Origin of the sequence: Bradyrhizobium sp. JR4.1, from assembly GCF_040548605.1 — a bacterium.
GTDB lineage: Bacteria > Pseudomonadota > Alphaproteobacteria > Rhizobiales > Xanthobacteraceae > Bradyrhizobium > Bradyrhizobium canariense.
This window is the reverse complement of record NZ_JBEPRY010000028.1, coordinates 58,053-83,561: the sequence shown is the minus strand read 5'-3', so window position 1 is coordinate 83,561 and position 25,509 is coordinate 58,053. Positions and strand designations below refer to the sequence as shown.

Here is a 25,509-nt window from a genome sequence, read left to right as displayed (position 1 = left end):
GAAGGATGCCGCAGGGATTCGCACAGAACGTCGTGGTAACCCGTGATTACCTGGCGCGCATCGCCCACGACCGGCCCGCCACCCTCAAGCGGTATGCCTTCACGGGTGACGATCGCTTCCGAGCCGATCTAATCGAGCGACTGATGTGCGACATGGCCCTCGACCTGTCGAAGGTCGCTCGGTCGCGATCCGAAGTCGGCCATCGTCGATCGCTCGCGGCTGATAGCCTGATTCCAGACGGCGCAGTGACCATGGACGGCGACGAGCGACTGTTCGTCAGGAAAGGCGCCGAGTTTCTCGTCAGGACTGTGGCGTCCGCATTCGATGCTCATCTGGCGCAGTCAGTGCCGACTCACAGCCGCACAGTATGAGGCTCTTGGAGCTACCACACCAACGTGTGGAGAGACTAGGTTGGATTGCCGCAGTTTCCGGCGGTTGTTGAGCCAGCTGCGAAGTCGATCGGTTACTGTCGACCTCGACTAACCAACCTACCGGACTCGGGAAACTCGACGTTCTCGAACGACGTCTTCACTGGATCAAACCGCATGTTTAGATAAGCGAGAACAGCATGCCGGACATCAGGCGATGTGAATTCCGGAACTCGAATGCCGGTAAACAAGAGGGCATTGATTCTTCCGCGGACTCGCTAGGCTAGAGCACAAATGCTCACAGGAAGTTGCGAACTGCGCGCGCGACTATCCTATCGTCAAAGGAACCTTGAGCGACTGAATCGCATAGTAGCACCGAAAATCAACGAGCAGCAGCGTGCTCGGCATCATGAACGTTGGTTTTCCGTTACGGGCAGACCCATCAAACCTAATGGGGTCCAAGCCAGGAAAAGCCAAAACACATAGAGAGGTACGATCGCGCTATTCGGTGCAGTCGAGCAAACCTGGTTCCTTGACGACCCAGCCGCAGCACGCTTGTTGGTCCTGTAAGCAGTGAAATCGATGATTGTCGCCGACCTCTCTGTCGCTTGATACTTTGATACCATGAAAATCCTACTCAGCCACTGCCCTTGTCGCTTTTGCATTCTCTGCCGCATTTGGTCGTGCCGTGTCTTGAGCCAAGTGCAGCAAGCAAAGCCAGATGTGATCGGCCTCGCGCCGGGCTTTGAAGCGGCCAACGCATTTCTTAGAGCAAAGAGCCGTGCGCCAGGAATAATGGCGGACCAGCCCAAACTTTCCGCCGCACACCGCGCAGCACCTTGACTGATCGCGGTGACAACTATGGGAGCTGTTTCGCATTCTCGCCTCCTGTCGGCGTTACGTGGACACCTCGGGCATTTTCTTCCGCAGCACCACTGCCCGCACACGGCAGGGGCGGTGCCAAGTTTTGCGATCCGTGCGGGACACCGGCCGCAAGGGCTTGAGCCTGATGCTGATGCGCGCGGCGCGATCCATCTGAGTGCTTCCGCGACAGTCGCAAATGTAATAAGTATCCAATCTCGATTCCGGCAATGAGCTGGCCACGCGCGACAAATTCCTGCGTTTGTGCAGCTTTTCTCGATGGATTTCAGCTGCCATCGCGCAAGAGGCGCCTAGCGGCGCTCTACGGCTTGTAAGCGCCACGCTGCCTTTGCGCGGTCAAAGGCGATAGCTCACCTTCTTCCTCGGCTGTTTGAGAGGCAATAATGACTGCGGGCGAGTGAGGGTGCAGAGTTGCGACTCGGATGGGCCAAGCTGAGGTGCTTGGGCCCCAGAGAGAAGGCGCGGAAAGCGAGACGTCAGGTCAGTGCATCGGCCGCATCCCTGATGCTGCTGTAGATTTCGTCAAGGTCTGCCGCTGTGACACAATAAGGAGGCATCACGTAGATCGTGTTCCCGAGCGGCCGCAGCAGCATATTTCGCTGTTTAAAGAAGGCCTGAAGCTTCGGACCGAGTTCGGCCAGATAGCCTGCATCGCTCGCTTTCAGATCGAGTGCTGCGATGGTGCCAGTCCGACGGACCTTTTCGAAGCGTCGGTCGGCGCGGAATAGCTCTAGCGCCTCTTCTTGCATCGTACCGACCGACGCCACGCGCTGGCGAGTTTCCGGATCCTGCCAGAGATCGAGGTTGGCGATTGCGGCGGCGCAAGCCACCGGGTTCGCTGTATAAGAACTCGAGTGAAAGAATGTCCGTGTACGATCCTTCGAATAGTGCGCGTCGAAAATATCCGCCCGGCACAGTGTCACCGCGAGCGGAAGCGTCCCACCCGTGAGGCCTTTGGAGTAGCAGGCGAGGTCGGGAATGACATTGGCCTGTTCGCAGGCGAATAAGCTTCCGGTGCGGCCCCAGCCGGTCATGACCTCGTCGGCAATGAACAGGACATCAGAGGCCTCGCAGATCCGCTTCATCTCTCTTAGCACCCACGCCGGGTACATCAGCATCCCACCTGCCCCCAAAATCAGCGGCTCTACAATAAAAGCGGCGGGCATTTCGTTTCGACAAGCCGCCTCCAGCGCATCCAGTGTCGCCTGCTCATGACCTCTCGCAGGAAACGGGACTGAGGTCACGTCGAACAGGAAGGGCGCGTATCGCACGTTGAATACCCCTCGAGCACCGACCGACATCGCACCAATTGTGTCCCCGTGGTAGGAATGTTGCATCACGACAATGCATCTTCGCTGCTTGCCGATGTTGTGCCAGTAGCCGACTGCCATTTTTAGCGCCACTTCCACGCTGGTCGAGCCACTGTCCGAGAAGAAGACATGCGCGAGGCGATCGGGTGCGAGTTTCAAGAGTTGTGCAGCAAGCTGCTCCGCCGGTTCGTGGGTGTAGCCTGCGAAGATAATCTGATTGAGCTTGCCTGCCTGTTCCTGGATGGCGCTCACGATATGAGGATGGCAATGCCCATGGGTCACCACCCACCAGGATGATATAGCATCGATAACTCGACGACCATCAGCGGTGTGGAGATAGGCGCCATCTCCCCGCACAACCTCTGTCATCTCCTCTTGCAGCGCATGTTGTGTGAACGGATGCCAGATCGGCGACTTCGGCTTCGTCGTCATTGCTTGAATTGATCGGCACGGAACGAGTTCTTAAAGGCGGCCTGCAGCGTGTCTGCCGCGAGGGGCGACAGCCAGGGCAATCGCCCTAACCAAGGCGCCCGCCCAATCTCGCGAATAGCGATCTGGGTCTCAGCATTTGGTGCTCCAATGAAGGCAATTCCAAGAATGGGGATCTGGCGCCTTCGCAGAGCCTCTATCGACAGCAGCGAATGATTAATGGTGCCCAGCGCCGTGCTCGCGCAAAGCACGACCGGAAGCCGCCATCGCTCGAAGACATCAATGTAGAGTGTATCGCCCCTCAGCGGCACCATCAGGCCGCCAGCACCCTCAATCACCAACGGTCGCCCCCCGGTGTCTGGCACATTGAGCGAATCTGGCTCCATGCGAACTCCGTCAATTTCAGCGGACTGATGGGGCGAAACGGGGGTGCGAAGCCGGTAAAGCTCCGGCATGATGCGATCGGGCGAGAGACCGCCGAGCCGTGCGACAAGTTCGGCATCAGTCTCTCCTTCGAGACCGGCCTGAATCGGTTTCCAATAATTCGCGCCGAGGAGATCGGCGAGTCCCGCGGAAAACACCGTTTTTCCGATTCCGGTGTCTGTGCCTGTCACCACGATCCGCTGACTCATCGAGCTTCACCTCTCGCCTCAATAAACACGTCGAGCACTGAACGCACCTTGTCGTCTTGCTCGACCGGAAGTCTTTCATCTTTTGCACCCATTATTGCCGGGGCGCTCAGCCGAATTTCCCTATTGCTGGGCCGTTCGCTGCCGAATTCCGTAGCTAATTCGGAGAATGCAAAGCTTTCATGTGACAAGCGTCGAGGCCTGCGGGGGTACTTAAGCAAACAACGAGGGGCGTTCTAAGCGTCGGAACGCTTCACTGCCCAGCCGTGGACGAGTTCCACCGGCTCCCGTTCGGGCGGCCGGCCTGAATGGTTTGCAAGAGGATTGCACCGAAGAGATGGGTGAACCCGGCCGCAAAAACGTTTTTCTCATCCCGGTACGCCGTATAAGCCACCACGAATCTGTGATCATCGAGCTCCATCTCTTGTCTCCTCGAACAGAGCATCGAGCATTGCACGCACGTCATCCTCCGCCATGTTAAGCGTCAGTGAAATTCGCAGACGAGCCGTGCCCGCCGGCACGGTTGGCGGCCGGATCGCGCGAATATCGAAGCCGCGCGCCTGCAGTCTCGATGCGAGCCGCATCGCACGCGCGTTGTCGCCCACAATATAGGGCACGATCTGCGAGTCCGAGGGACTTCGCCCGCCGCGCGCGCCAATCTCTCGATGCGTGAACGCGACCAGCTTGGCCAAACGCTGCTGCCGCCCGGGCTCCTCCCGCAGGATCAGCAATGCCTCCCGCACGGCGACTGCCATCAATGGCGAGGGCGCGGTGGCGAAGATGAATGGACGGCAGCGGTTGACCAGGAAGTCGCGCAGCACGCCTGCGGCCGTGACAAGCGCGCCGGCCGCTCCCAGTGCTTTGCCGCAGGTATGGACAACCAAGAGGTTCTCGCGCCTTTGATAAGGCGCGGTGAGCCCTCGACCCTGCTCGCCGTAAACGCCCGTGGCATGGGCCTCATCCACTACGACAAACGCATCATGGCGATCGGCGATCGCGATCAGTTCTTTGAGCGGGGCGAAATCGCCATCCATGCTGTAGAGACTTTCAACCACGATCCAGACGCGACCGGTTCCGCCCGCAGCCCGCCAGTCACAAATTGTGCTTTCGACCGACTGAGGATCATTATGGGCGCTTAGACGAAACTCGGCCCGGCCAGCACGCGCTCCTTCATGAACGCTTGCGTGCACAAGAGAATCGAGAACAAGCAGATCACCCCGCTGGGGCAGTGTTGTCAGGACTGCAAAATTTGCGACATAGCCGCCGGCAAAGAAAAGCGCCGCGTCCGCCCCAAAGAACTGAGCTGCTTCCGCCTCGAGACTTTCGTGTTCGTCGCAATTGCCACGCAGCAGCCGCGACCCGCCGGCCCCGATCGGGGTCCCCGCCTCGAGCGCGGCCGTGATAGCCTTTTTCATGCGCGGCGCGCTCGCCAGCGCCAGATAATCATTCGATGTGAAATCGACCCCGCTGCGCGGCTTGAGGCTGCGCAGTCGGTCGTCTTCGTTCAGGACCTGCAACGCCGCGACATAATCGGCAACCTTGACGCCAAGGCTTAACGTCACGCTTCAACTCCCACATCGCGCAAAGAAATTGTAATGGCCGCCTAGAACGAGCTCAAACATCGGCCTCTTGGCTTCAACCTGGCAGAATGCAAGTTTCTCGATCAACGAGCACAACGTGCGGCTTGCTTCCGTCTCGTCAAAAGAGTCGTCGGCTTCCACCACATAGGTCGCGAAGCGCGCCCCGGCTTTCAATTTGTAGATCTCGACGCGTCCGTGGATCAGGACTCCTGCCGCATCCAGCAGCAATTGAAACCGAGCCATCACTGTCCAGATCGGCTCCAGCCAGCGAGGCGCGATGGATTTTGCCTTGCATTAAGGTAATCTGCATTTGCCACTTACGCTCGGTTTGCGGCAAAGCGTGCTCGCTGCCTGTTTTCACTTCGTAAGCCCGGACGTAATGCCGAGTCGGTCCAGCAAGTTCGCATCACGGCCGCGCTGCGGGTTCTTAGTCGTCAACAGCACATCGCCGATGAAGATGGAGTTTGCGCCGGCCAGAAAGCATAGGGCCTGCAGTTCGTCGCTCATGTATTGGCGTCCAGCGGACAACCGCACGACGCTCTTCGGCATCATAAGCCGGGCGGTCGCTATCAGTCGCACCAGTGCGATCGGATCGGGGCGCTCTGCGGTGCCATTGACCGGCACACCTTCGACCTCGTTCCAGAGGTTAATTGGAACGCTCTCCGGGTGCTTCGGAAGATTGGCGAGTAGGACCAGCATGGCGAGGCGGTCCTGGACACGCTCGCCCAAGCCGACAATGCCGCCGCAGCAGACCTTGATGCCGGCAGCGCGCACATGTTCAAGAGTGTCGATCCGATCCTGCAAGGTGCGGGTGGTGATGATCTTGTCATAGAAATCCGGTGAGCTGTCGACGTTGTGGTTGTAGAAGTCGAGCCCGGCTGAGGCGAGCCGAGCGGCCTGCCTCGACGTCAGCATGCCAAGTGTAACGCAGGTTTGCATGCCAAGCGCCTTGACCGCCCTGATCATCTCACAGACCGAATCGACGTCCCGGTCCTTTGGGCTGCGCCACGCCGCAGCCATGCAGAAGCGAGTGGCCCCAGCATCGTTAGCGCGTTGCGCGGCGGCGACCACATCGGCGCAATCCATCATGCGGGTCGCTTTCAGCCCGGTGTGGTAATGTGCGCTTTGCGAGCAATAGCCGCAGTCTTCCGGACAACCACCGGTCTTGATGCTGAGCAGGCTTGCAGTCTCGACGTGGTTTGGGTCGAAGTTGTCCCGATGAGCGCGCTGCGCGCGAAACATCAACTCGGCAAACGGCAAAGCATAAAGCGCTTCGGCCTCGGCACGCGCCCAGTCACCGCGGAGCGGCCCGCTATTTCCGGCACCGTGCCGGTCCATCTTCACCGCAGCAATCATCAAACTTGCCTTAGCATTCCATCATAGATAATGAGCGAAATTATCTATGAACTGTAGATCTGGAGTGATGCTAACCGATGCGACCTGCTCATGCACCCCGTTTTGCGATAGATAATCTATGATTATTCCCGACCAAAATGCGACGACTGCGGCGCGCATTGCCGACGCGATCGGCCAGCGCATTATCAGCGGCGAGCTGCAGCCCGACGCCCCACTCCGGCAGGATCATGTCGCGCGGGAATTCAATTCAAGCCACGTCCCGGTGCGCGAGGCATTTCGGCAGCTCGAGGCCCAACATCTTGTCGTAGCGCAGCCCCGTCGCGGGGTACGGGTTGCGCCGCTCGATACCAAGTCCTTGAAGGAGATTGCCGAAATGCGTGCGGCGCTCGAAGTGGTCGCGTTGCGCAATGCGGCTCCAAAGCTCACCTCGCAGCATTTGGCACGGATCGAACGCGTCCTGATTGAAGGAGACGACGCCCAGACGATTGAGGAGTTTGAGATGGCCAACCGCGCGTTTCACCGCGCGCTGGTCGCGCCATGCGCGATGCCGCGCCTGCTCGCGAGCCTCGACGGATTGCAGCTTGCGAATTCTCGAATGGTGTTCGCTATGGCACGAAGCGCCGGCTGGCGCCCGAGGTCGAATCAGGATCATCGCCTGATCCTGCAGGCGCTGCGGGCGCGCAACGTCGAGCACGCCTGCAATCTGCTTGCACGCCACATCCAAACGATCGAGCGCCTTGCCCTTCCCGCCTCCGCTGCAGGATGCGATCTGGCGACCTGAGCTCGACCCTTCGCAACATTGTCCTCAATCCGGTCTTGCGCGTGGCATGAGGTGTGGTTGCGCCGAGATCAATCGCAGGATAGTTATGCGACCAATCTAGCGATATCACACACTGCGGCACCCATGATTCGTCACATCGTCTTGTTTAGCGCCAAGGATCAGGCCCATATCGACCAGATCATCCAAGGGCTCCGGGTTCTCACCACAATCCCACATGCACGCCGGCTCGAGGTCGCTCGCAACCGCAAGACCGACCAGCTCGGCAACGACATCGACGTCGTGGTCTATGGTGAGTTCGATAACGAGACGGAGCTCGCAGCCTACAAAGCGCATGATCTCTACCAGGAATCGATCAGGCGGGTACGACCACTCAGGGAGTTGCGGTTCGCGGCCGACTACAATGTACCAACAGGCGAGCGTTGCGTATCAACGTCAGTGATAAGTTCGAAGGCTCTGCGCATTGATTCCACCGGCGGGGATTAACCTGACAATCGATCTCAAGACTTTGCGGGCCCGAGATGAGCTCGCTCTCGTTGGGGCGGGGATCAAAAGCGCACCTCCGAGCGCGCCGGCCGTCCGGTGACTGACAGGGCGATGCACGTCCGCGAACTGCAGTGGATCGAGCCCATCATTGGGATGCAATGTCTGGCGCATCGATCGCACCTTACATTTCTCGACAGCGCAGCAAGCCATGAGTTACTAGGGCGCTATTCATATCTGACCTGCGACCCCTTCAGCACTTACACGGTCGTTGACGGACAGGCGAGTTGCAATGGAGAGGCGCTCGATGGCGATCCATGGGAAGCTCTTCGCACCCTGCTGGCCAGGTTTCGCCAAGAGCATCGCCCCGATCTCCCGCCGTTCCAGGGAGGCGCGGCCGGCTTCTTGAGTTACGATCTGAACAGGACACTGGAGCGATTACCGGCGCCGGCAGCTCCTGGTCAGCAGTTGCCCCAATCCATGCTGCATCTTTATGACGTGGTCATCAGCTTCGATCATCGCGACCACCGATGCTGGATCTTTTCTAGTGGATGGCCGGAGCAGGATCCGGCGCGACGAAACAAGCGTGCACGCGGGCGAGCCGATGAGTTTGCAGCCCTCCTTGCCGGCCCAAAAGCGCCGCGGAATGACTCCCTGGTCACATCGGGCAGATGGCGTTCGAATTTCAGTCATGAGGATTATATTGCGGCGGTACAGCGCGTTATCGATTTGATTCTGGCCGGCGACGTCTTCCAAGCCAACATTGCGCAACGCTTCAGCGCGGAGATCTCGACTTCATTCGATCCCATCTCGTTCTACTGCCGGCTCCGATCATTAAACCCAGCCCCCTTTGCAGCCCTGCTGCGCTACGGCAAGCTCACCATCGCGTCGAGCTCGCCGGAACGACTTCTGAAGCTTGACGGACGGCAGGTCGAAACGCGCCCCATCAAAGGTACGATCGCGCGATCCTCTGATTCCAAGGAAGACGAGCGCCGCGCTGATATGCTGGTCGCGTCCGAAAAGGACCGCGCAGAGAACACTATGATCGTCGACCTGTTGCGAAATGATCTATCTCGCGTTTGCACTGTGGATTCGATCGACGTTCCAGCCTTGTGCAAGCTCGAATCCTATGCCTCAGTGCACCACCTCGTGTCAGTCGTCACGGGTGAACTTTCAGAACGCCAAGACGCCGTTACCCTCCTTCGAGCTTGCTTCCCCGGCGGTTCCATTACAGGGGCACCGAAGGTCCGCGCGATGGAGATTATTGCGGACATCGAGGGTGTGGCGCGAGAGGTCTATTGTGGGGCGATCGGCTTCATCGGTTTCAACGGATACATGGATACGAACATTGCGATCCGCACTGTCACGATCGATGACGAATTGGCGGTGTTTCACGCCGGTAGCGGTATAACCGCGATGTCGGAGCCAGAGGCCGAATACGAAGAGACGCTCGCCAAGGCGCAGCGGATGTTTGATGCATTTGGTGCTGAAACGCCCGGTGCATTTTGATCGTCATCATCGACAATTACGACTCTTTCGTCTTCAACATTGCGCGGTATTTCCGCAGACTCGGTCAAGCAACCGAGGTGTTCCGGAACGACGCGGTCGGCGTGAGCGACCTTGTTGGCCTCAAGCCGCGCGCCATCGTTATCTCCCCCGGTCCATGCACTCCAATGGAAGCCGGAATATCTACCGCCGTCATCCGCGAACTTTCCGGGCGGCTCCCAATTCTGGGCATCTGCCTCGGACACCAGTGTATTGGCAGCGTTTTCGGCGGACGCGTCGCGCGTGCACGTCGCCCTATGCACGGCCGGTCCTCGTACGTAACGCATGACGGCCTTGGGCTATTCCAGGACCTCCCGTTTCCACTTTGCGTCGGGCGCTACCATTCTCTCGTTGTCGAGCTCGATGAGGCCTGCGCGCCGCACCTCACGGTCACCGCGCGTTCAGACGAAGGCGAGATCATGGCCGTTGCACATCGCCATCAACCAACCTATGGCGTGCAGTTCCATCCGGAATCGATACTTACAAAGGAAGGGCACGCCTTGCTCATGAATTTTCTGCGACTTGCAGAGACTTCATGAGCGTGGCGATCGGGTATCAGGAATCCTTCCTGGCTCGTGGCGAGGTCGTCACTTGGATGAGGCGGCACGAAATGGAGGAAGCCGCTGGCCCATGGCGGTGGAGGCAGAAGGGTAGTCGGATCGCATAGCGGCATCATCGTCAGAAAGAAGTATGAGCCATGGTGCAGATTGACGACGAGAAGAACTAAAGCCAATTCGTGGAGCGAGGCCCGACAGCAACGATGTACGCGTCCTTCCGGGCGCGAGCCGAAGACGAGTTCTCGGAATTCTGGTGCGCAGTGCCCCGGACGAAAGGTGCTGGACCTGTGCCGCTGATGGTCTTGAAGCTCTGAGCCCGACGGCTGGGAGAGCATCTTGTTGAACACGCCGACGCCCGTTCGAGTGAATGCGGCACGTCAGGGCTGTGCAGCTACGGCTATGGGTTACCCGCGCGTCAGTGAGAACACTCATATTTTCGAGCGACATAGGAACACTATTCCGAGCTGCAAGGTTCTTCGTCACAGGGGCTAGAAATTGCGGAGTTCTATTTCATGGCCATTCAGATCGTGATGGACCACACGGGCGACACCCGACATATCTTTGAGCAAACCGCCCCGACGGGGCTGGCCCAGGCTGAAAAGCGCTTCAAGGAGCTGACGGGGCAAGGATTTACCGCTGCCACCCGGACGTCGCCCGGCGAGCTCAAGGTCACACGGTCATTCGACCCGACTGCCGATGAGACGCTGTTCTATCCGCGCCTCGTCGGTGGTTAGCTAACACGGCACGGCAAATGTTTTTGTTCAGGCGCAATGGGGTCGGCTGTCGTGCGCGTTTGCGTGCCCTGCGCTTGCTCTACGGGAGCTTCATTGAGCAAAACGGCCCGGAAGCGCGTGCGCGGCGTCTTCTGCGGGATTGGTTATCTCCAGAGCAGCGTGCGCAATTTGATGCCGAGGGCTATTTCGAGGTCACGGGCTCTCACACGGGTCGACGATATCGAATCTACCAGGCCAGCGTGAGCAATGTTTTGGAGGTCGACGAACAAGGTCAGCCTAAGATCGGGTGGTGCTTTGTTCCCGAACGTCCCCTGGTGGCTGGCGACATCATGCTCGCTCAAAAGATCGCGCTCGAAACCGATGATTGGCCGTGCTCGCGGTTGCGAATAGATTCTATCCGAACCCTATTCGGCTCCCAGGGCTACTGCGGCGCGCCTACTAGCCTGCTCGTGGGTGGGGCCGCTCGCTGCGGGCCAGCGACGCCCTCGCCGCCAAAGGCGCCGGTATGCGAAACGAGGGCTGGCAGTAAGCCGTCGGTAGACTGGCGTTTTGTTGCAATGCGATCTTCCATTAGCGTCACCCGAATGGCTTGCGCGGATTTCGCGCTAGGGCTTTTCTCAACCTCGGCCATTGTCCGTTCGAAGGCGTCGCGCAGCCGTTGTGCGTGGGCAATGCTCTCCGGCTCGGTGAGATACGCAAGCTTGATCAGCAACCTGTTCAACAGATATGTGACGCGAGCATCGTCAGAGTGCCGGCTTCGCAGAACCGTGATCTGTCGTCGTATCTCGACCAGGTCGTGCGCTCCGTCCGGCTGCTTGAATCTGGAACTCGCGACATCGCCTCAGCGCTGAACGAAGTCCACGGCCGGGTATTATGGCGCGCGGAATTCGTCGTGCTGGACCCGACGGGGGCATGTCCGGGGCGCCCATCTTATTGGTCAACGCCGCGCTCGCAATCGAACTCCAAAATTAAGCTTGATGGCACGGCCGCTGGTTATTTCCGGAACCGATCACTCTCGCGGAGAGCACGTGGCATTCCGCTTGCTCATCCGGCCTAAATCGCCCGCGACAAGGGAGGCCCCGTTTCAGGTCGAGGCAAAACAATGCAAGAAGTGTCCCGCTCCGGCACCACCGGAGAGCTACGTCGCAACGCCCTGATCGCCGATCTGTGTTGGCGCGTCCGGCTTATGAACTCCGACATTGTCGAGGAAGAAGCTAAAGCTGGCGTGTACGACGTGCGGCAGCCTACCTATCCGATGCTTGCGCACAACCTGCGTGCACGTCGAGACAAGCTCATGTCGACGATTAGCTTGCTCGAAGAAAGAGAGAGATCGAGCCAGCAGCGCGCGGCCTGAGCCCCTAAGTCCAAACACAATAGGGCTCGCGCAATGAAAGGGTTTGTCGTATAGAGGACCCTTGGGGAGACATCATGAGTGATTGGCAAGCCGAACTGAAAGCGCTGCGGGCGCAGACCGATGCGTTCGCAAAGACGGTTGCCGCCGAGATCACCATCACCAGCTTGTCGCCGGCTGTTCCTGCGTCGGCGCCAATGCGCGAGAGCATGGCGCCGCCGCAGTTCGGACCAATCGACTGGGTCGGCTCAGAGCGCGTTGAGATCAGCAAGCGTGTCGAGAACTTCCGAGCTCACCAGCGTCGCGTGCGAGAGGGAAAGTTTTGCCACGTCCGTGATCGCAAAAATGCGCCAGCCAGGTAGCTAAACCGCGGCCTCTTCAAGCCGACGGAGCCGTAAATTGGGCCGATGCGTAGGTTTCTGCACCCGGTATCTCGGCATGCACACTTCCGCGCCGCCGGCTCAGAACCTATCTCGGCGGCGTCATCCGCGACATTGCTCGCAAGATCGAGGGGCGCTCCGACTTGCTCTGTGAGATTGTCCTTGGGCGCATGCTAGCGCTGGCGGGGCGGGGCGGGTGCTAATACGAGGAGGCCGTGGGCGGTACCGGGACCGTCGGGCTGACGCTACCGGCGGACGCATGCCCTACCGATCGTCATGATCCAGACGATTTGATCAGAGCGGCCGCGGCCAGATTAGGAAAGTTGCGAGCGGGGGTCTGGCACGTCGATCCGCATCCCGCCCAACGAGCTGCTATGGCGATAGGGCGAGTTCGTGAGCCTTGTGTAAGCCGTTCCATCCGTACGCCCCGGGAGAACTGGCCAGCGTTCGGCCCTTACACAAGGCTCACGCCACGCAAGAAGCACCCGCGGGGACGAGGTTCAGAGCTGGGCACGCGGATCGGCTCACTCAAAAAGAGGGTTTGGGATACGGCGGTGCTCTCCGACTTGTCGGCCGGACCCAAACTGGCACTACAAACTCCATCGCGAGTCAACCGAGCGCTGGCAAATCGACCTCACGCAAATCTCGAGGACGAATCCGGGATACGGCGGCTTAGCGCGCGTTGCCGCCGAGGATCTAACCGCGATCTCCCTGCAGCATTACGTTTCTCACGTTGACTGGCTAAGCCGTGTAACGGCAACTTGAGGCGTGGGCCGATCTCTGCAAAACCGGCCTTCAGGTACAATGCTGAGGTGGGGCTACGGCTCCAGATGGGTTGCCTCGGCGCCCCGACTTCAAGCTGGCCCCAGCCCTTTACCGTCCCCAGGCCAACCGCAGCCTCAATGAGACGCATCGCGACCCCAGACGATCGCTGATCCGGCACCACATAGAGTTCGGTGATAATGCCGTAGGTTCCGCCCGCAAAAAGGGCGGCGCTTTCCGACAACATAATGAGGCCGACCGGGCGTGCCTCCGTGAAAGCCACAAACCCATAAACCCGCTCTTTCATGGCTAGGAGGTCGACAGCCAGCTGGGTATCTAGTCCGCCCTGCTTTTGTCCGCCCTCAAGTTCGGCAAGTAGGGCAGAAACCATGTGGGTCACCGTTGCGGCGTCATCGATAGACACTTTACGCGTGGTAACCATGTCATATCCTCTTCCAAGTTTAACCAACATACGACCTGGCCCAGCGGCGGACGAGACTGCCGCAACACCCGATTCAAGGCAGATAGGCCGCACGGTTGAAAGTCAGATGACGCTCTAGTTCACATTGAGGTGATACGTCCTCGTGCCGCTCCAAAACTATCTCAGAGAGCCGAACGATAATTTGTCGACCATCGTCATGGTCGCACGGAGCGCTCTCTTCTGCTTTAGACCCGCGTGTCGCACCACGCGCGTCGGGGCAGGAACGCTAATCGGCGCGCGGTGATAACCGAATTGTTCATCCTGAGCGTCCCAGACCGGTATCATGACATCAATGTTCTCAGAGAATTGTCGAACGCGCCAGTCCAAGACACCCTGTTCTTGGTTGTGTCTAGATAATCAGTTTTTCTTATTTCTCATCGGACGCGCCAATTGTTGCCGCGCGACGAATATACGGAGCGGCTATCGCGCTGACGACTCCTGCCAGCGCGCGCGAACGGAAGGATGAGGCAGACGGCTGAAGTGACCTACTAAGTCACTTTGCGGGTGGTATCATCCTATAACCGAGGCTGCCGGAAACGTTTCAGGCGCGATCCCCCTCTGTGATTAGACCGCCTAGCATGAGCGAAAGCTTAGTTGGAGATCACCCAGTCAGTCAGCGCTGCCGTGATATTCCGCCATCAATGTGCTTCGGCATTCATTTGCGGCATTGCGGTCGGAGTGATGTGAACGACATGATAGCCGTTGTCGTGCAGCTACCGTAGGAAAGCCAACCACAAAGAGTTCGGCTCCCTTGACCCATCATCAGCTGCGTCTCGCGGGACTCGGCGTGATATTTATGCCGCAAGGCATCCTCGCTCCCGCTTGGGGGGCGGCAGAGTCGCAATCCACTAGTCACCGGCCGAACATGCTATGGTAGAGACCGTGTTCGTAGGACGAAAGGATGTCTACCTTTCGAGCGCGATAAAGGCGCTCTTTGATCTGATCCGGTCTGACCCGCAGTCCAAGCGCGCGGCCTAGAAAAGACGCTTCCCGCCCCTCGAAACGGTTCAGCGTGCCGGTGCACAGTGAACCTATTCGAACATCTGCGCCGCCGGAACGAACATCTTGTGCCAGCTTTGGATTTGATTGTTCTTACCGAGCTTGCCGTACCGGGGCGTCGCGGCGCGCACGATTGTTCGGTGAGCAAGGATGATGCTCAGCCCCGCTTTCAATAAGATGGAGCGAGAGGAAATAACCGAGCGCGTGCGTTTCCAGCTCGGCGGCACCACAGCGTAGGATGTTTGCAGGAAACATACGGACCCAGCAGCCTGTCGCTAGGGGGTTTTGCGCAAATCCATGCTGCGCTCGGGCGGCGCGCTAGCCGCGCATCTAATCAGCCTACTCTGGATCGGGCCGAAAAAGCTGCTGAGCCAACAGCTGTGAGGCCGCGTGGCAACGGCAGCATTGCATACCTCCGTTGAAAGGACTTCCGCCACGCCTTGGGCGCAAGGACGAGGAGGAACGCGGATCGGGCGAGCTCCATCCGCGTGCTCATTTTGATATTTGCTCGCCAATGTCCGCGCGCACGGCAGTGCCACCCTCTGGTCTGTCGAGCCAGGTGCAAAGCTTGCTTGCCTTGCACGACCTCGTCTGTACGCCCGCCCACGGACTGGAAGATGGCTATGGCTATTCGCGGCCCCTCCGCACGGATATCATTGAGCTGCTGCACAGGCTGACGCTCGTGCACGAAACGAGAGTGCTGCGCGAAACGAGGTAAGAGATGGCGATGAAGCTCTCCGACGGTCTTGAACATGCAGCCCCCCCACCCGATCCCATCACGGTCCTCATTGAGAGCGGCCGCCCATTCCTGCGGATTAGGGAGAAGCGTGACATGGCCGGTATTGCCGCTATTCTTTCCCAGGCAGCGGCGCGATCGCTAGATCTGCGCCCAGGAACTCGAACCATGTTGTATCTTAACCATCGCATCGACCACCGCGCGCCTCTAGACGGTGCGGATGCCAACATGCTCAGTTGCGAAGCCGCGCGAGAAGTGGAGCGGTTTCTTAGATGTCGCAATGGCCACAAGGAAACACCCCTGATTTCTTTGCCGGGGCTCGCAAATGAGATTGGCGTGGGCTCGATCCAAGTCAAGGACGAGGGCCATCGGCTCGGCCTTGGCAGTTTCAAGGCTTTGGGCGGTTCCTATGCGGTGATCCGGCTCGTCTTAGAAGCAGCGACTCGGCGCCTCGGCAGGGCTGTTGACGTGTCGGAGCTTCATGCGCCTGAGGTGAAGGCGGTAGCACGTGAAATGACGGTATCCTGCGCTACGGATGGTAACCATGGCAGGTCAGTAGCGCAGGGCGCCCAGCTGGTGGGGGCGAACTGTGCTATATTCGTCCACTCCGGCGTCAGCCAACAGCGTATCGCAGCGATCGTCCGATATGGCGCGCAGATGATCCGCGTCAACGGCAACTATGATGACTCGGTTGCTCAAGCATCCCGAGTTGCCGCAGAGAACGGCTGGACCACGGTGTCCGACACGTCCTGGCCGGGCTACGAGCGTATCCCTGGTTTGGTGATGCAGGGGTATACCGCGCTCCTGAGTGAAGCACTACGACAGCTGCCCGAACCCCCGACCCACGTCTTCGTCCAGGCAGGGGTCGGTGGAATCGCGGCAGCGATCGCCGGACGTTTTTCGGTCTTGTTAGGTGATAATCGCCCGTTCTTCACGGTTGTCGACCCATCGCGCGCAGCGTGCCTATTTGAAAGCGCTCGCGCCGGGTATCCCGTCAAGGTAGCTCATAGGCAGACGACAGTGATGGCGATGCTCGAATGCTACGAACCTTCGCTCATCGCTTGGCGCATCCTTTCGCGCGCAGCCGACGCTTTTATGATCGTCGATGACGAGGACGCCGTCAGCGTCATGAAGCGTTTGGCCAATCCCAGGGACGGTGACCCAGCTGTCGTTGCAGGCGAAAGTGGCGGGGCTGGTATGGCAGGGTTGCTCAAAGTTGCTGCCAATTCGACCCTGCGTGGCCAGATTGGTCTTGGACCTGAAGCACGGGTCTTCCTCATCAATACCGAGGGTGCGACCGATCCTGACCTTTACGAAGAACTCGTAGGTCAGTCTCCAGCGCAAGTGGCCGGAAGCAATCTTGGACGTCTGCACGCTCATGATCCGGGTCCCCTTCGGTGAACTCAATGACGGGGACGCAAGCCAGCAGAAGGCCAAGAAAAAGCCATCAGCGATTGATTCTAAGATCGAAATAAGCTGCATTCTTTCTGCCGCTAACGAGGACCGGACGCACGTTTTCGGCGTGAAAGCACAGGCTTTGCTGTCTTGCCGCTACAGCAAGCCGCTATGACTTTGGCGTGCTTCAATTGCGTTAGAACTCTGAGTAACCTGTCGACATGCGTGGACTCCTGATCGTTCTCACGGCTTTCGTCATCATGTTGGCGGCACGCGGCCAACACCAAAGTGCTTTCCTGCCGCGCCCGACCGCGCCCATGCCACCCGTCAACGTGCCCTAACGCCATGAGGTCTGTCGGCTAAGAAAATAAGTCCATACAATTTAGGATGTTCGGAAAGCTTCCTGATCGTGTTCAGGGACGTCAACAGCTAGCGCGCTACTCCATCGTACAGCGCTCGGGCTCTCCATCAAGCACTGAAAGACAGGCTCAAGATCCAAGACGAAAGCTTGTCGCGCTAAAGCTCGTTCTCCATCTTATCGCTGATATGGAGCAGCCCTTGCTTGCGAGCGAACGCAGGGCAGATCAGGGCGGCAACAAGGGGCTGCTAGGCTGAGTTCGGCGCATTCTTCAGATAGACGATAGCGCGACGTCCGGCGTACGTCAGCTCCCCCAGATTGGTTCTTCCCGCACGCACCGCTTCGATCACTTGTTTGGCGACATACCGACGGCTTTCGTGGTCACCACCATTTGGCAGTTCCCACAGACCTGATCCAAAACCAAGTCCATATTCGCTTGAAGTTCTCTCGTAATTCGCCCACGCTGCATCTCTCCTTTCGAGCAACGCGACAAAGCTGGTGCCGTTTTCGCAGCCGGTACAACGCCCATTTGGTAAAAAGCCTCTTTCGAGAAGGCAAGTCAGGGTATGAGGCTCCAGGCGCTTGCGTTCGAAACGGTCGCGCCGCGTTCAATTCGTCATGTCGGGAGGAGGAAAAAATCGTCGGGCACGGGTTGGATTTTCCGCGCACTCGCCGACCGCACGTCGCCCGAGCCTCACCTCGGGCCGCCGCTATGGTCCTCACGGCCGGTGACGGCCTCTGACTGGGCGCGGGAAGAAGCGGAAAGCTTCCGCACGGTTCTGGCGAGAAAGCATCCGGTCCGCGCCGTGAGAGCGCGCTTCACAGACCGGCCGGTAAACTCGCGAGAATTTAGCTAGCCGGCAGTGCTCGGTGACGAGCTAGGCTTGAAAGCATGGCCTCGGAGGCACCGTTGCGAGCTAGCGCTGGTCATCTTGCGCGGCAAACGCGGACAGGTTTTACGATGCGGTGCCGGTGATAACGGCGGGTCACGACAGTCCCATGGCATGAATTTGCATATGGCATGCCAGTGGCATCCGAACCAGCAATACCGCGCGGATCAGGGTATGCAGGAAACGCGGTGGCTGGAGCGGTATAGGCGAGGACTCAAAGCAGAGCTAGAGCTGCGGGTGCATAGATGTTTCTTCCATTGAACCTCCTTCACGCGCTACCCAAAACGGTTGTAACTTGAGAGATGCCCCCGCAATGAAGGCCAACGCTTCCGGCTTTCGAACCGCTTTAGCTCCGTGCTTGTCATTGTTGTGCACGACCGAGAACTGCAGCTTCACCGCCGTGAGCACAGTGAGAGCGCATGACAAGCGCGGAGGTGGTTCATTGTGGAGGAAAGCTCGACAGACGCCCCGCAGGTTTGCGCCTTCAACTTGATTGGGGAATCGATGCGGACGATCTGCGCGAACTTTCGCTGCATCGAAACACTCTACAGCGCCTGTCAGCACGGCGCCGGCACGCCGGATGGATGCGATTCTTCACTTGAGCCGGCTTCTGCGGTCCACCGCGATACGGCTATCTTTCGATCGCAGCTCTCCAGGCCATGCAGCAAAACGCGCGGTAGACACTGACGGTCGCAGCTCGCTCAAACTGCGTCACAATGGACGGAGCGGGAGCTTTAACCGGCCCTTTCATTGTTCTTTTCGGGCCTTTGTGAACTGCTTCACACGTGCTTCACCGGTGATCTGCTATGCTCGCTCCGCTGGGAATTTCAGGGGCCCGGCTGATAAACGCCGCCAGGACGCTGTATTTCGAGCCGGGCGGCGTAATTTTAAGTGAGCAGATCGTAGTCGATGAAGCCACTGTTCCGCCGAAGCACGAGGAAGCAGCGAGGCTTCGAAGTGCATAATGAGGCCCATATGAGATGCCGATGACGGACGCTGAGAGATCGGCTCGTGCGCAAACCTGTCGGAACAACATCCAACGATATCGTCAGTTATTGCAAACCCGCCTGACTGAATTTGAGCGTGACTTTATCGCAAAGCGTTTGAGCGAAGAGTCGTCAGAGCTGGAGAGATTAGCCACGCTCTTACAACGAGCTTCGATCAGACTGCGTGCCCGGATAGCCGCTAGTCTGTCAAACGCGGGCCGGAACTGCCCCCTTTGCGTCATGAAGAACTGCCCCACCGTTGAGATTATGATCTCGGTTGAAGGTTGTTTCCGCCGGTGGACGGGCCGGAGGGAGGCGGAGCCGACCGGAGGGTCGTCACCGGCGGTCGGCGTCTTGATGAGGCCGCTCTTGCGCTTGGCGCGGAGCCGGTAGCTGTCACCGCGGATCGTCAGCACATGGCTGTGGTGCAGCAGCCGGTCGCATGGCGCCAGTTTCATAGCGCCGGCCGACCACAGCTGGAAGCTGTTCAGGTCGGGCCAAGATATTCCCGACAGTTTGCTTGAGCTTTGGACGGATCGCACGGAGGTGCTCGGGGCGGAAATGGTAGGTGAGATGATCGCTCCGCGCACCCGGCAGGTCACCAACGGTGGCGCGCACTATGACCATGCCAGCGATTTTCTTCATGTGCTCCTCAAAGAGATGGAGCGTCACAAGCACTGACGACCGGTGACCGAACGCAAGGGGCGTGCGCTGTCTGTTGACGGGACGCGCACTCTAGCCGACGCCCTCTTGATCCTCCGAACAAGCAAATCTCAGTCTCACCCCGCGAAGAGCGGTTTGGCACTCCGGCAACAACCTGATTTTCCACTACACGAACCGCACTACACCGCTCGCGGGCTGCGATTTTGTTGATAGCCGATGACGCTCTTGCGTGAGCATCTGCACACGGTTCCTGTCACAGCAGGTGTGAAGTGCTGGCACGATTTTCGTCGCTGGGGCTTAGAGCGTTGCTAGCCATGGCAACCACGATGCCTCTTACTTTGCGGATGATCGGCCTGGATGATTACACGGTTTTGGAACCGGCAGCTAGTCGGGCGCATCCGCTACGCCAGCGAACGCTCCCCTGGGCTCTGGCTATGGACCTGCATCGTGACGCTCCCCGGTCCGCCGTTTGGTGAGGCCGGCACGCTGGATGAGGCCAAGGGCCGCTTCAAGGTCGCAAACTTCAAGGCGAAGCATCAGCCAGCAGAGGTGGCGAAAGCATTTGAGGAAATGAACCACGCGAACCGGCCATTGCGATATCTGCGTTAGTGGCGGGTCCCGGCCTCCGAGCTCAGGCAGACGTCTCGGCTCCCGCGATATCGATCGGTGCCCCACGGTTCGGCGGCCGATTTGCTTGCGCTTGTTCACGAAGAGGACTTGGTTCGTTTCCTTCGCCCTGTGGATAACCTGTGCACAGATGAAGGGCGTGAACAGAATGGGGCAGGTGAAACGCGCGAGAGCTGCTGCGCGCCGTGGGTTAGACATTCCACATGAATCGAACGGCGCGGACGCGGGGTCAGTGCAGGATAGTTTGATTGCGGCAGGATAGCTGGCTTGAACCTGGGCACCATAGGCGCATATTCCGCGAATGTTCGAGCAACGGCCAACCTTCATGGCTCGGAAAAATCCCGGAGTTGGCTGGGGGGTCGATATTCTGTGGCCCGATGGCGAAACGGAAGCTATCAAGGGCTTTGTTACGGAAGGCGACGCGGTGAAGTGGATTGCTGAGCATGAGCACACTAAGCGTTGGCAGGGAAATACGATTCAAAAACCATCGCTAGTGCCTTAGAAGCCCCGCCCAGGGTCCGCAAAATCGATCGAGACAGCACACTACCTATGCGGCCCGGGATCATGGGCGGACTCCCCAGACTGACGGCGACCACGCGGCGGGAGTCTGATCGGCCGCATGGGGCATCAGCACGACATCGACGAGCTCAGGCGGTTCGAACGGCTCCGCCTGGAGCTGGCCGCCGGCGCGAGCATGCCCGAGGAGCGGACAGGGCTGGAGTTCATGGCCGGACGGCAATTGTCTGCTACCTCCACTGCTACCCCAATGGTTTGCGGTGGGTTGGAAAAGGCTGGGGCGAACCGTGGCTGGCATAGTCGGATGACCCGGCACTTTGAGACGTTTTGCGGAAGGCAGCGGCTAAGCAGTGCGCCAGTGCGCGCACTGCAAAACCATTTCTCGGAGCGATACCGGCATCCGCGCAAATGTCGCATCGAAACTTTGGCGGCGGCCGCCGACGGGCGAGAGGATGCGCGAGCGCCTGAAAACGATCGGCTTCGACGCGCTTCGCCAAAGGCCGACATCTGGCGGTAGGCAACACAACGATGATGTTGTTCAGGTGAATTTCGACATTCTATCGAGAAGATTCTATTGAGCTATCCGGACGGTTCCGCACCGATGGCGGAGCTCAAGCGGGACATACTGATTTTGGCAGCGAGCGGTCGCGATTGGGCCGAACGTCCAAGAGCCTTGGCGGCTCGTGTGCCGAAACCTCGACACGTTTCGCAGCAACTTTATTCAGCGCGCGAACGGGATGGCGCATCACGTGCAAAGGACGCGGGGCACTCGATCTGATGGAGGGCCTCGATCCGTGCGGATACGCAGCCAGGCATTGATGCAGCCGCTCCGCTGTCATCCAAGTTGCATACCGACTGATGTGCCTCCTGTCCCCGCCGTCTAGCCGCACGAGCGCTTCATTGACGATCAGCCGGATCGGGCGCAGTGGATGATCGGCTGGAACGAAATCCTCCAACCTCTTCATCGCGAACAGCTGCTCCATGCACACATCGCTCCCGCGCATCGAACCGCCTCGCCAAGGGATCAGTACTCTGCTTGACGTAGGTATTCAGCAGCCTGTTAGGCGCCCGCCGCCACGACCGGGGGACGCCGGCATCAACCGGCGGGCAGATCCGCCGAGGGCAACAAGCGCGCCTGACGCAACGCCGCCAGATCAGCCGAGCCGGTGCAGAAACAGGCGACGGCCAACTGGCGGATGACGATCTCGAAATGGGCGACAACCGCCTCGGTGGACACCGTCGCCGCGCGCAGCACGCCGGCCGCCTGCCCGGCGATGTCGACGCCCAGGCGGATGGCCTTGGCCACGTCGACGCCGTCGCCGATCCCGCCCGACGCAATCAGCTTCACCGTTGGCAGCGCCCGACGCACCGCCTGCACGCTGGCCGGGGTCGGAATCCCCCAATCGGCGAACGCCATCGCCACTGCACGGTCGGCGGCATCGCGGGCGCGCTCGCCCTCCACCGCGGCTCAACTGGTGCCGCCGGCGCCCGCGACATCGATCACCGCCACGCCCGCCTCGACGAGCGCACACGCCACCGAGGCGGACATGCCCGACCCCACTTCCTTGGCCACGATCGGTACGCCCAGGCTGCGCGCGGCGCGAGCGATCTGCGCCAGGACGCCGCGCCAGGTACGGTCGCCCTCCGGCTGTACCGCTTCCTGCAGCGGATTGAGGTGGACGATAAGTCCATCGGCATCCACCGCCCGGCGCGCCAGGTCCAGGCCGTCGGCGTCGCGCAGTTGCGCGGCGCCGATATTGGCCAGCAAGGGAATGTCTGGGGCGAGGCGGCGCAGCGCGGGCGTCAGCCCCTGGGAGTTGCGGGACTGCAGGCTCACGCGCTGCCAACCGACGCACATGGCGATCCCCAAAGCCTGCGCTGCCTCGCTCGGATGCCGGTTGATGGCCTCGGCGCGTGGCATGCCGCCGGTCGAGCTGATCAGCAGCGGCGCACGCATGGTCTTGCCCAGCTGCGAGGCGCGCAGGTCGAACTGCGTCAGGTCCAACTCGGGCAATGCGCAGTGTTCGAAACGGATGTACTCCCAGCCGGCGGCAACCGTGGCCGGCGCCGTTCGCCGATCCAGCACGATCTCCAGATCGTCGTCCTTGCGCCGGCTCAGGGTGGTGTCGCTCATGCTCGCTCCATCCGTCGCATCGGGCGACAGCGTTGCGTCGGATCGGACTAACGGCAGGGCGCGCACGCCGCCGCCTCCCGCGCGTTCAGGCCCGCGCACGCAGGCCTCCCCAGCAGCGTCGCTGCGGTAGCGGCTGGTCGAAGTCTGGTAGTACTGCGCGCGAATGGCCGCCATGGCCTCGATCAACGGTCCCCACGGCGCGGGAAAGCGTTCTTCCGCCATCACCCGGTGCAGCGTGCGCGTATGGCCGGCCAGCTCGTCGTTGAGGAAGTCCAGCACAGGCATAGCCGGATAGCGCTGCAGCAGCAGGATCGCCGCGTTGTCAGCCTCGCCGGCCGACCTGTCCTTGTCGCGTCCATGCAGATCGTTCTGGAGGCGCCCTATCGCGGAGATGAGCCGCAGGACCTGGCGAAACGCCGGACGCGCGCGCAAGGTCGCCATGTCCAGCCCCCACAGCAACGACAGGCAACAGAACACATTCGCGTAGCCGATCGAATCGATGCCGTTGTGCAGGTACTCGGCGTAGGACCAGCGTTCCGCCCCTGCCGCCTGCACGTGTCCGGCGCGCAGCGCCGCGCAGTAGCACCGAGTATCGTCGAGAAGCTGAGCATAGTCGCGACGATCGTAGGCGAGCGCGGCCAGCGAAGCGCGCAGCACAGCGCAGCCCTCGAATCCGGGGAGCGCGCATGGCACGCCCTGCCCCAGCGCCTGCTCCACCGCGGCGAGCTGCTCCGGCGCGATCAGGCCAAGGTCGTTGCAATCGTCGAGCCAGAACAGCAGCGCCAGTTCGCAATAGAACGCCACAATCAGCATTTCGTCGTCCGGATCGCGGCCGGTGCGGGGGCTGGTGTCGCGCAGGCTGGGGTGGATGCGCTGCAGGATGTACTGGCCGCCCCTGACCGCTTCCAGGGCATGCTCGTCGGCGAACCCGGTCAGGGAACGCCCCCACTCCAGCACCTGCTGCAGTGCGCGTTCGGTCTCGATCATGGCGCCGCTCCTGCTCGCTTGGCCGGAGCGCGCCGCCCCCAACGAAGCGCCAGCCACAACCCGGCGAGTTCGGCCACGCGCACGACCCGGGTGGGGCAATACAGTTCCTTGCCGATCCACAGCGGCGTCTGCGGCAATGCATGCGCCGCATGGCGGGCGAGCATCCACTTCAGCGCACGCGCCACCGCCTGCGCGATGCGCCGGCGCCCTGTCGGGTCTTCGCTCGCGTCCATCACATGCAACGCGAACAGCGCATAGGCGGTTTCCTCGAATGTGGACGCGCGACCGGCGCCCCAGCCTCCGTCGTCGCGCTGCGTCTGCAGCAGCATCGCCAGCGCGCGCTCCTCGCGCCACTGGGGCTTGCCTTGCGCCAGCGCAGCGAGCGCATGCGCGGTGGGATACAGCCACGAAACGTGCCATTTTTCGTTGTCCCATACACCGTGGCGGTTGCGATTGGCCTCAACGTAGACGCTGGTGCCGGCGGCGGGCCTTCCCAACAGTCGCAACGCATGCAGGGCATGAATGTTGGTCGACACCGAGGCATTGCGCTCGCCGGGGAAGGTGACGAACAGCTCGCCGATTTCGAAATGGCGCAACGCATCGACCGCCGGATCGCGGCCTGCAAGGCGCAGGACGCACAACGCAACGGCGGTGTCGTCCGCATCGGCCGCGAAGTGCAAGGCCGGCCCCAGACCGCGCACACCCAGGCGGGCGTCGAGCTGCGCGACGATCACGCGCACCGCCTCGGCGAGCGCGGGATGCGCGAACAGCCCGGCCAGATGCAGGGTGTAGAGCGACCAGCATGGCTCGAACACATTGATCGGCCAGACGTTGGGAACGACGCCTTCGATGCCGCCGCGTGTCGCTCGCGACGCCGCCTGCAGATACGCGTCGGCGCGCCCGACCTGCGGCGTGATCCCCTGTGTCACGGCGTGCGCACGCCACGCGGCGGTGGCCGCCGGACTGATGCCGATGCTGCCGTCCTCATTCGGGCATGCGGTGGTCGGCGACGTGCCCCAGGCTTCCCAGGAGTGCAGCAACGGATGGCCGCTCGGCAACGTCGCCCCTCCCAGCTTGACTAGGCAAGCTTGCCGCAACGGCACCAGCGCAGGGTGCCGCGGAAACGCCACGCCGCTCAGCAAGGAAGCGGCCTCGCCGCAAAACTGCGGCAGGATCAGCTCCGCGCCGACCGGCGCGTCTTCCGGCACCGCATGCGCGTAGGGATCGGGCTGGCGCTCGAGGAACCGGGTTGCAGCCTGCACTGCCTCGGCAGCGCCGGGAAGAGGATCGGCACGCTGCAATGCCAGCAACGCCGCCCACGTGGGCGCATGGCGGAACAGCGGGAAGTCCGCACTTCCCCATCCGCCATCGGCCTGTTGCTGCGCGATAAGCCACGCGTATGCGTCCTGCCGACCGGTGACGTTGCCGTGGAACTGGAGAGCTCGCGCCGTGTCGTAGACGGACGGACCGACGCTGCCGCCGTCGCTCATCTCGCTCAGCAGGTGGCGCAATTCGGAAAGGATCTGTTCGGACAGCGCGTTCACGCGGGATGTTCCTTCTGCAGACGGCTGACGAGAACCAGGGTCGGGCAGA

The 25,509-nt window shown here is 60.5% G+C and carries 20 protein-coding genes and 5 pseudogenes; 13 read left to right on the top strand and 12 right to left on the bottom strand.

Annotation, left to right across the window (positions count from 1 at the left end):
• Window positions 1-5 precede the first annotated feature (5 nt).
• Window positions 6-371, top strand: coding sequence for an oxygen-independent coproporphyrinogen III oxidase (locus ABIB90_RS35385; protein ID WP_027515963.1), 366 nt, complete (start codon window positions 6-8; stop codon window positions 369-371).
• 1,355 nt (window positions 372-1,726) lie between these two features.
• Here the strand turns inward: ABIB90_RS35385 and ABIB90_RS35380 are convergent.
• From ABIB90_RS35380 to bioB, 6 genes are all read right to left on the bottom strand, one after another.
• Window positions 1,727-2,992: an adenosylmethionine--8-amino-7-oxononanoate transaminase gene (locus ABIB90_RS35380; RefSeq protein ID WP_354202405.1), complete on the bottom strand. Its 1,266-nt coding sequence runs from the start codon at window positions 2,990-2,992 to the stop codon at window positions 1,727-1,729.
• Window positions 2,989-3,621, bottom strand: a complete 633-nt coding sequence (bioD, locus tag ABIB90_RS35375; RefSeq protein WP_027515961.1) for a dethiobiotin synthase — start codon at window positions 3,619-3,621, stop codon at window positions 2,989-2,991. The genes ABIB90_RS35380 and bioD overlap by 4 nt, the downstream gene beginning before the upstream one ends.
• A gap of 250 nt (window positions 3,622-3,871) precedes the next feature.
• Window positions 3,872-4,039 (bottom strand): hypothetical protein, encoded by a 168-nt coding sequence (locus ABIB90_RS35370; protein ID WP_354202404.1) that lies wholly within the window; start codon window positions 4,037-4,039, stop codon window positions 3,872-3,874.
• The gene (locus tag ABIB90_RS35365) at window positions 4,026-5,180 is read right to left on the bottom strand and encodes an 8-amino-7-oxononanoate synthase (protein WP_354202403.1); all 1,155 of its coding nucleotides are present in this window, start codon (window positions 5,178-5,180) and stop codon (window positions 4,026-4,028) included. The genes ABIB90_RS35370 and ABIB90_RS35365 overlap by 14 nt, the downstream gene beginning before the upstream one ends.
• A 3-nt stretch (window positions 5,181-5,183) precedes the next feature.
• Window positions 5,184-5,441: an aspartate 1-decarboxylase gene (locus ABIB90_RS35360; protein ID WP_027515958.1), complete on the bottom strand. Its 258-nt coding sequence runs from the start codon at window positions 5,439-5,441 to the stop codon at window positions 5,184-5,186.
• 114 nt (window positions 5,442-5,555) lie between these two features.
• Window positions 5,556-6,554, bottom strand: a complete 999-nt coding sequence (gene bioB, locus ABIB90_RS35355) for a biotin synthase BioB (RefSeq protein ID WP_354101529.1) — start codon at window positions 6,552-6,554, stop codon at window positions 5,556-5,558.
• Window positions 6,555-6,672: 118 nt separating this feature from the next.
• Here bioB and ABIB90_RS35350 point away from each other — a divergent pair, with 118 nt between their 5' ends.
• The 8 genes and pseudogenes from ABIB90_RS35350 (at window position 6,673) to ABIB90_RS35315 (ending at window position 12,364) form a co-directional block, all read left to right on the top strand.
• A complete protein-coding gene (locus ABIB90_RS35350; protein WP_027515956.1) occupies window positions 6,673-7,335 on the top strand; it encodes a GntR family transcriptional regulator in 663 nt (220 codons plus the stop codon).
• A gap of 123 nt (window positions 7,336-7,458) precedes the next feature.
• Window positions 7,459-7,818: a Dabb family protein gene (locus ABIB90_RS35345; RefSeq protein WP_027515955.1), complete on the top strand. Its 360-nt coding sequence runs from the start codon at window positions 7,459-7,461 to the stop codon at window positions 7,816-7,818.
• A gap of 111 nt (window positions 7,819-7,929) precedes the next feature.
• Window positions 7,930-9,324 carry an aminodeoxychorismate synthase component I gene (gene pabB / locus ABIB90_RS35340; protein WP_354202402.1) on the top strand — a complete coding sequence of 465 codons (1,395 nt, stop codon included), beginning with the start codon at window positions 7,930-7,932 and terminating at the stop codon, window positions 9,322-9,324.
• A complete protein-coding gene (locus tag ABIB90_RS35335) occupies window positions 9,321-9,899 on the top strand; it encodes an anthranilate synthase component II (RefSeq protein WP_027515953.1) in 579 nt (192 codons plus the stop codon). Before pabB ends, ABIB90_RS35335 begins: the two co-directional genes overlap by 4 nt.
• A gap of 530 nt (window positions 9,900-10,429) precedes the next feature.
• Window positions 10,430-10,651: a hypothetical protein gene (locus ABIB90_RS35330; RefSeq protein WP_354101532.1), complete on the top strand. Its 222-nt coding sequence runs from the start codon at window positions 10,430-10,432 to the stop codon at window positions 10,649-10,651.
• A 17-nt stretch (window positions 10,652-10,668) separates the two neighbouring features.
• A pseudogene (locus ABIB90_RS35325) lies at window positions 10,669-11,093 on the top strand (hypothetical protein).
• Window positions 11,094-11,753: 660 nt separating this feature from the next.
• On the top strand, window positions 11,754-12,005 hold the full coding sequence (locus ABIB90_RS35320) for a hypothetical protein (protein ID WP_027515949.1): 252 nt from the start codon (window positions 11,754-11,756) through the stop codon (window positions 12,003-12,005).
• Window positions 12,006-12,079: 74 nt separating this feature from the next.
• Window positions 12,080-12,364, top strand: coding sequence for a hypothetical protein (locus ABIB90_RS35315; protein ID WP_354202401.1), 285 nt, complete (start codon window positions 12,080-12,082; stop codon window positions 12,362-12,364).
• 652 nt (window positions 12,365-13,016) lie between these two features.
• On the opposite strand, the gene ABIB90_RS35310 is transcribed toward ABIB90_RS35315, so the two are convergent.
• Window positions 13,017-13,586: a GNAT family N-acetyltransferase gene (locus tag ABIB90_RS35310; protein ID WP_035968463.1), complete on the bottom strand. Its 570-nt coding sequence runs from the start codon at window positions 13,584-13,586 to the stop codon at window positions 13,017-13,019.
• A gap of 1,942 nt (window positions 13,587-15,528) precedes the next feature.
• Here ABIB90_RS35310 and ABIB90_RS35305 point away from each other — a divergent pair.
• Window positions 15,529-16,761 carry a diaminopropionate ammonia-lyase gene (locus tag ABIB90_RS35305; protein ID WP_354202426.1) on the top strand — a complete coding sequence of 411 codons (1,233 nt, stop codon included), beginning with the start codon at window positions 15,529-15,531 and terminating at the stop codon, window positions 16,759-16,761.
• 2,584 nt (window positions 16,762-19,345) lie between these two features.
• Here ABIB90_RS35305 and ABIB90_RS35300 read toward each other — a convergent pair.
• Window positions 19,346-19,438 (bottom strand): annotated as a pseudogene (locus ABIB90_RS35300) (ATP-binding protein); the annotation flags it as partial.
• Window positions 19,439-19,505: 67 nt separating this feature from the next.
• Between ABIB90_RS35300 and ABIB90_RS35295 the strand changes: the two are divergent.
• From ABIB90_RS35295 to ABIB90_RS35285, 3 genes are all read left to right on the top strand, one after another.
• Window positions 19,506-19,670: a hypothetical protein gene (locus ABIB90_RS35295; protein WP_354202400.1), complete on the top strand. Its 165-nt coding sequence runs from the start codon at window positions 19,506-19,508 to the stop codon at window positions 19,668-19,670.
• Between the two features lie 339 nt (window positions 19,671-20,009).
• Entirely contained in the window at window positions 20,010-20,261 is a 252-nt protein-coding gene (locus ABIB90_RS35290; protein WP_354202399.1) for a hypothetical protein, read from the top strand.
• A gap of 319 nt (window positions 20,262-20,580) precedes the next feature.
• Entirely contained in the window at window positions 20,581-20,781 is a 201-nt protein-coding gene (locus tag ABIB90_RS35285) for a hypothetical protein (RefSeq protein WP_354202398.1), read from the top strand.
• An 889-nt stretch (window positions 20,782-21,670) separates the two neighbouring features.
• On the opposite strand, the pseudogene ABIB90_RS35280 reads toward ABIB90_RS35285, so the two are convergent.
• The 4 genes and pseudogenes from ABIB90_RS35280 to ABIB90_RS35265 form a co-directional block, all read right to left on the bottom strand.
• Window positions 21,671-21,799 (bottom strand): annotated as a pseudogene (locus ABIB90_RS35280) (IS5/IS1182 family transposase); the annotation flags it as partial.
• 92 nt (window positions 21,800-21,891) lie between these two features.
• Window positions 21,892-22,929: pseudogene (gene fni / locus ABIB90_RS35275) on the bottom strand (type 2 isopentenyl-diphosphate Delta-isomerase).
• A gap of 78 nt (window positions 22,930-23,007) precedes the next feature.
• Window positions 23,008-23,916: pseudogene (locus tag ABIB90_RS35270) on the bottom strand (terpene synthase family protein); the annotation flags it as partial.
• Complete coding sequence (locus ABIB90_RS35265) at window positions 23,913-25,460, bottom strand: hypothetical protein (RefSeq protein WP_354202397.1); 1,548 nt, start codon at window positions 25,458-25,460, stop codon at window positions 23,913-23,915. The gene ABIB90_RS35265 and the pseudogene ABIB90_RS35270, both read right to left, overlap by 4 nt.
• Window positions 25,461-25,509 lie beyond the last annotated feature (49 nt).

Excerpts from the sequence above, each read along its gene's own strand:
- ABIB90_RS35350 (WP_027515956.1), top strand. The coding sequence starts at position 6,673 with ATGATTATTCCCGACCAAAATGCGACGACTGCGGCGCGCATTGCCGAC.
- ABIB90_RS35360 (WP_027515958.1), bottom strand. The coding sequence starts at position 5,441 with ATGGCTCGGTTTCAATTGCTGCTGGATGCGGCAGGAGTCCTGATCCAC.
- ABIB90_RS35370 (WP_354202404.1), bottom strand. The coding sequence starts at position 4,039 with ATGGAGCTCGATGATCACAGATTCGTGGTGGCTTATACGGCGTACCGG.
- ABIB90_RS35315 (WP_354202401.1), top strand. The coding sequence starts at position 12,080 with ATGAGTGATTGGCAAGCCGAACTGAAAGCGCTGCGGGCGCAGACCGAT.
- ABIB90_RS35305 (WP_354202426.1), top strand. The coding sequence starts at position 15,529 with ATGTTGTATCTTAACCATCGCATCGACCACCGCGCGCCTCTAGACGGT.
- ABIB90_RS35380 (WP_354202405.1), bottom strand. The coding sequence starts at position 2,992 with ATGACGACGAAGCCGAAGTCGCCGATCTGGCATCCGTTCACACAACAT.
- bioB (WP_354101529.1), bottom strand. The coding sequence starts at position 6,554 with ATGATTGCTGCGGTGAAGATGGACCGGCACGGTGCCGGAAATAGCGGG.
- ABIB90_RS35310 (WP_035968463.1), bottom strand. The coding sequence starts at position 13,586 with ATGGTTACCACGCGTAAAGTGTCTATCGATGACGCCGCAACGGTGACC.
- pabB (WP_354202402.1), top strand. The coding sequence starts at position 7,930 with ATGCACGTCCGCGAACTGCAGTGGATCGAGCCCATCATTGGGATGCAA.
- ABIB90_RS35345 (WP_027515955.1), top strand. The coding sequence starts at position 7,459 with ATGATTCGTCACATCGTCTTGTTTAGCGCCAAGGATCAGGCCCATATC.
- ABIB90_RS35330 (WP_354101532.1), top strand. The coding sequence starts at position 10,430 with ATGGCCATTCAGATCGTGATGGACCACACGGGCGACACCCGACATATC.
- bioD (WP_027515961.1), bottom strand. The coding sequence starts at position 3,621 with ATGAGTCAGCGGATCGTGGTGACAGGCACAGACACCGGAATCGGAAAA.
- ABIB90_RS35290 (WP_354202399.1), top strand. The coding sequence starts at position 20,010 with ATGATTACACGGTTTTGGAACCGGCAGCTAGTCGGGCGCATCCGCTAC.
- ABIB90_RS35285 (WP_354202398.1), top strand. The coding sequence starts at position 20,581 with ATGTTCGAGCAACGGCCAACCTTCATGGCTCGGAAAAATCCCGGAGTT.
- ABIB90_RS35385 (WP_027515963.1), top strand. The coding sequence starts at position 6 with ATGCCGCAGGGATTCGCACAGAACGTCGTGGTAACCCGTGATTACCTG.
- ABIB90_RS35320 (WP_027515949.1), top strand. The coding sequence starts at position 11,754 with ATGCAAGAAGTGTCCCGCTCCGGCACCACCGGAGAGCTACGTCGCAAC.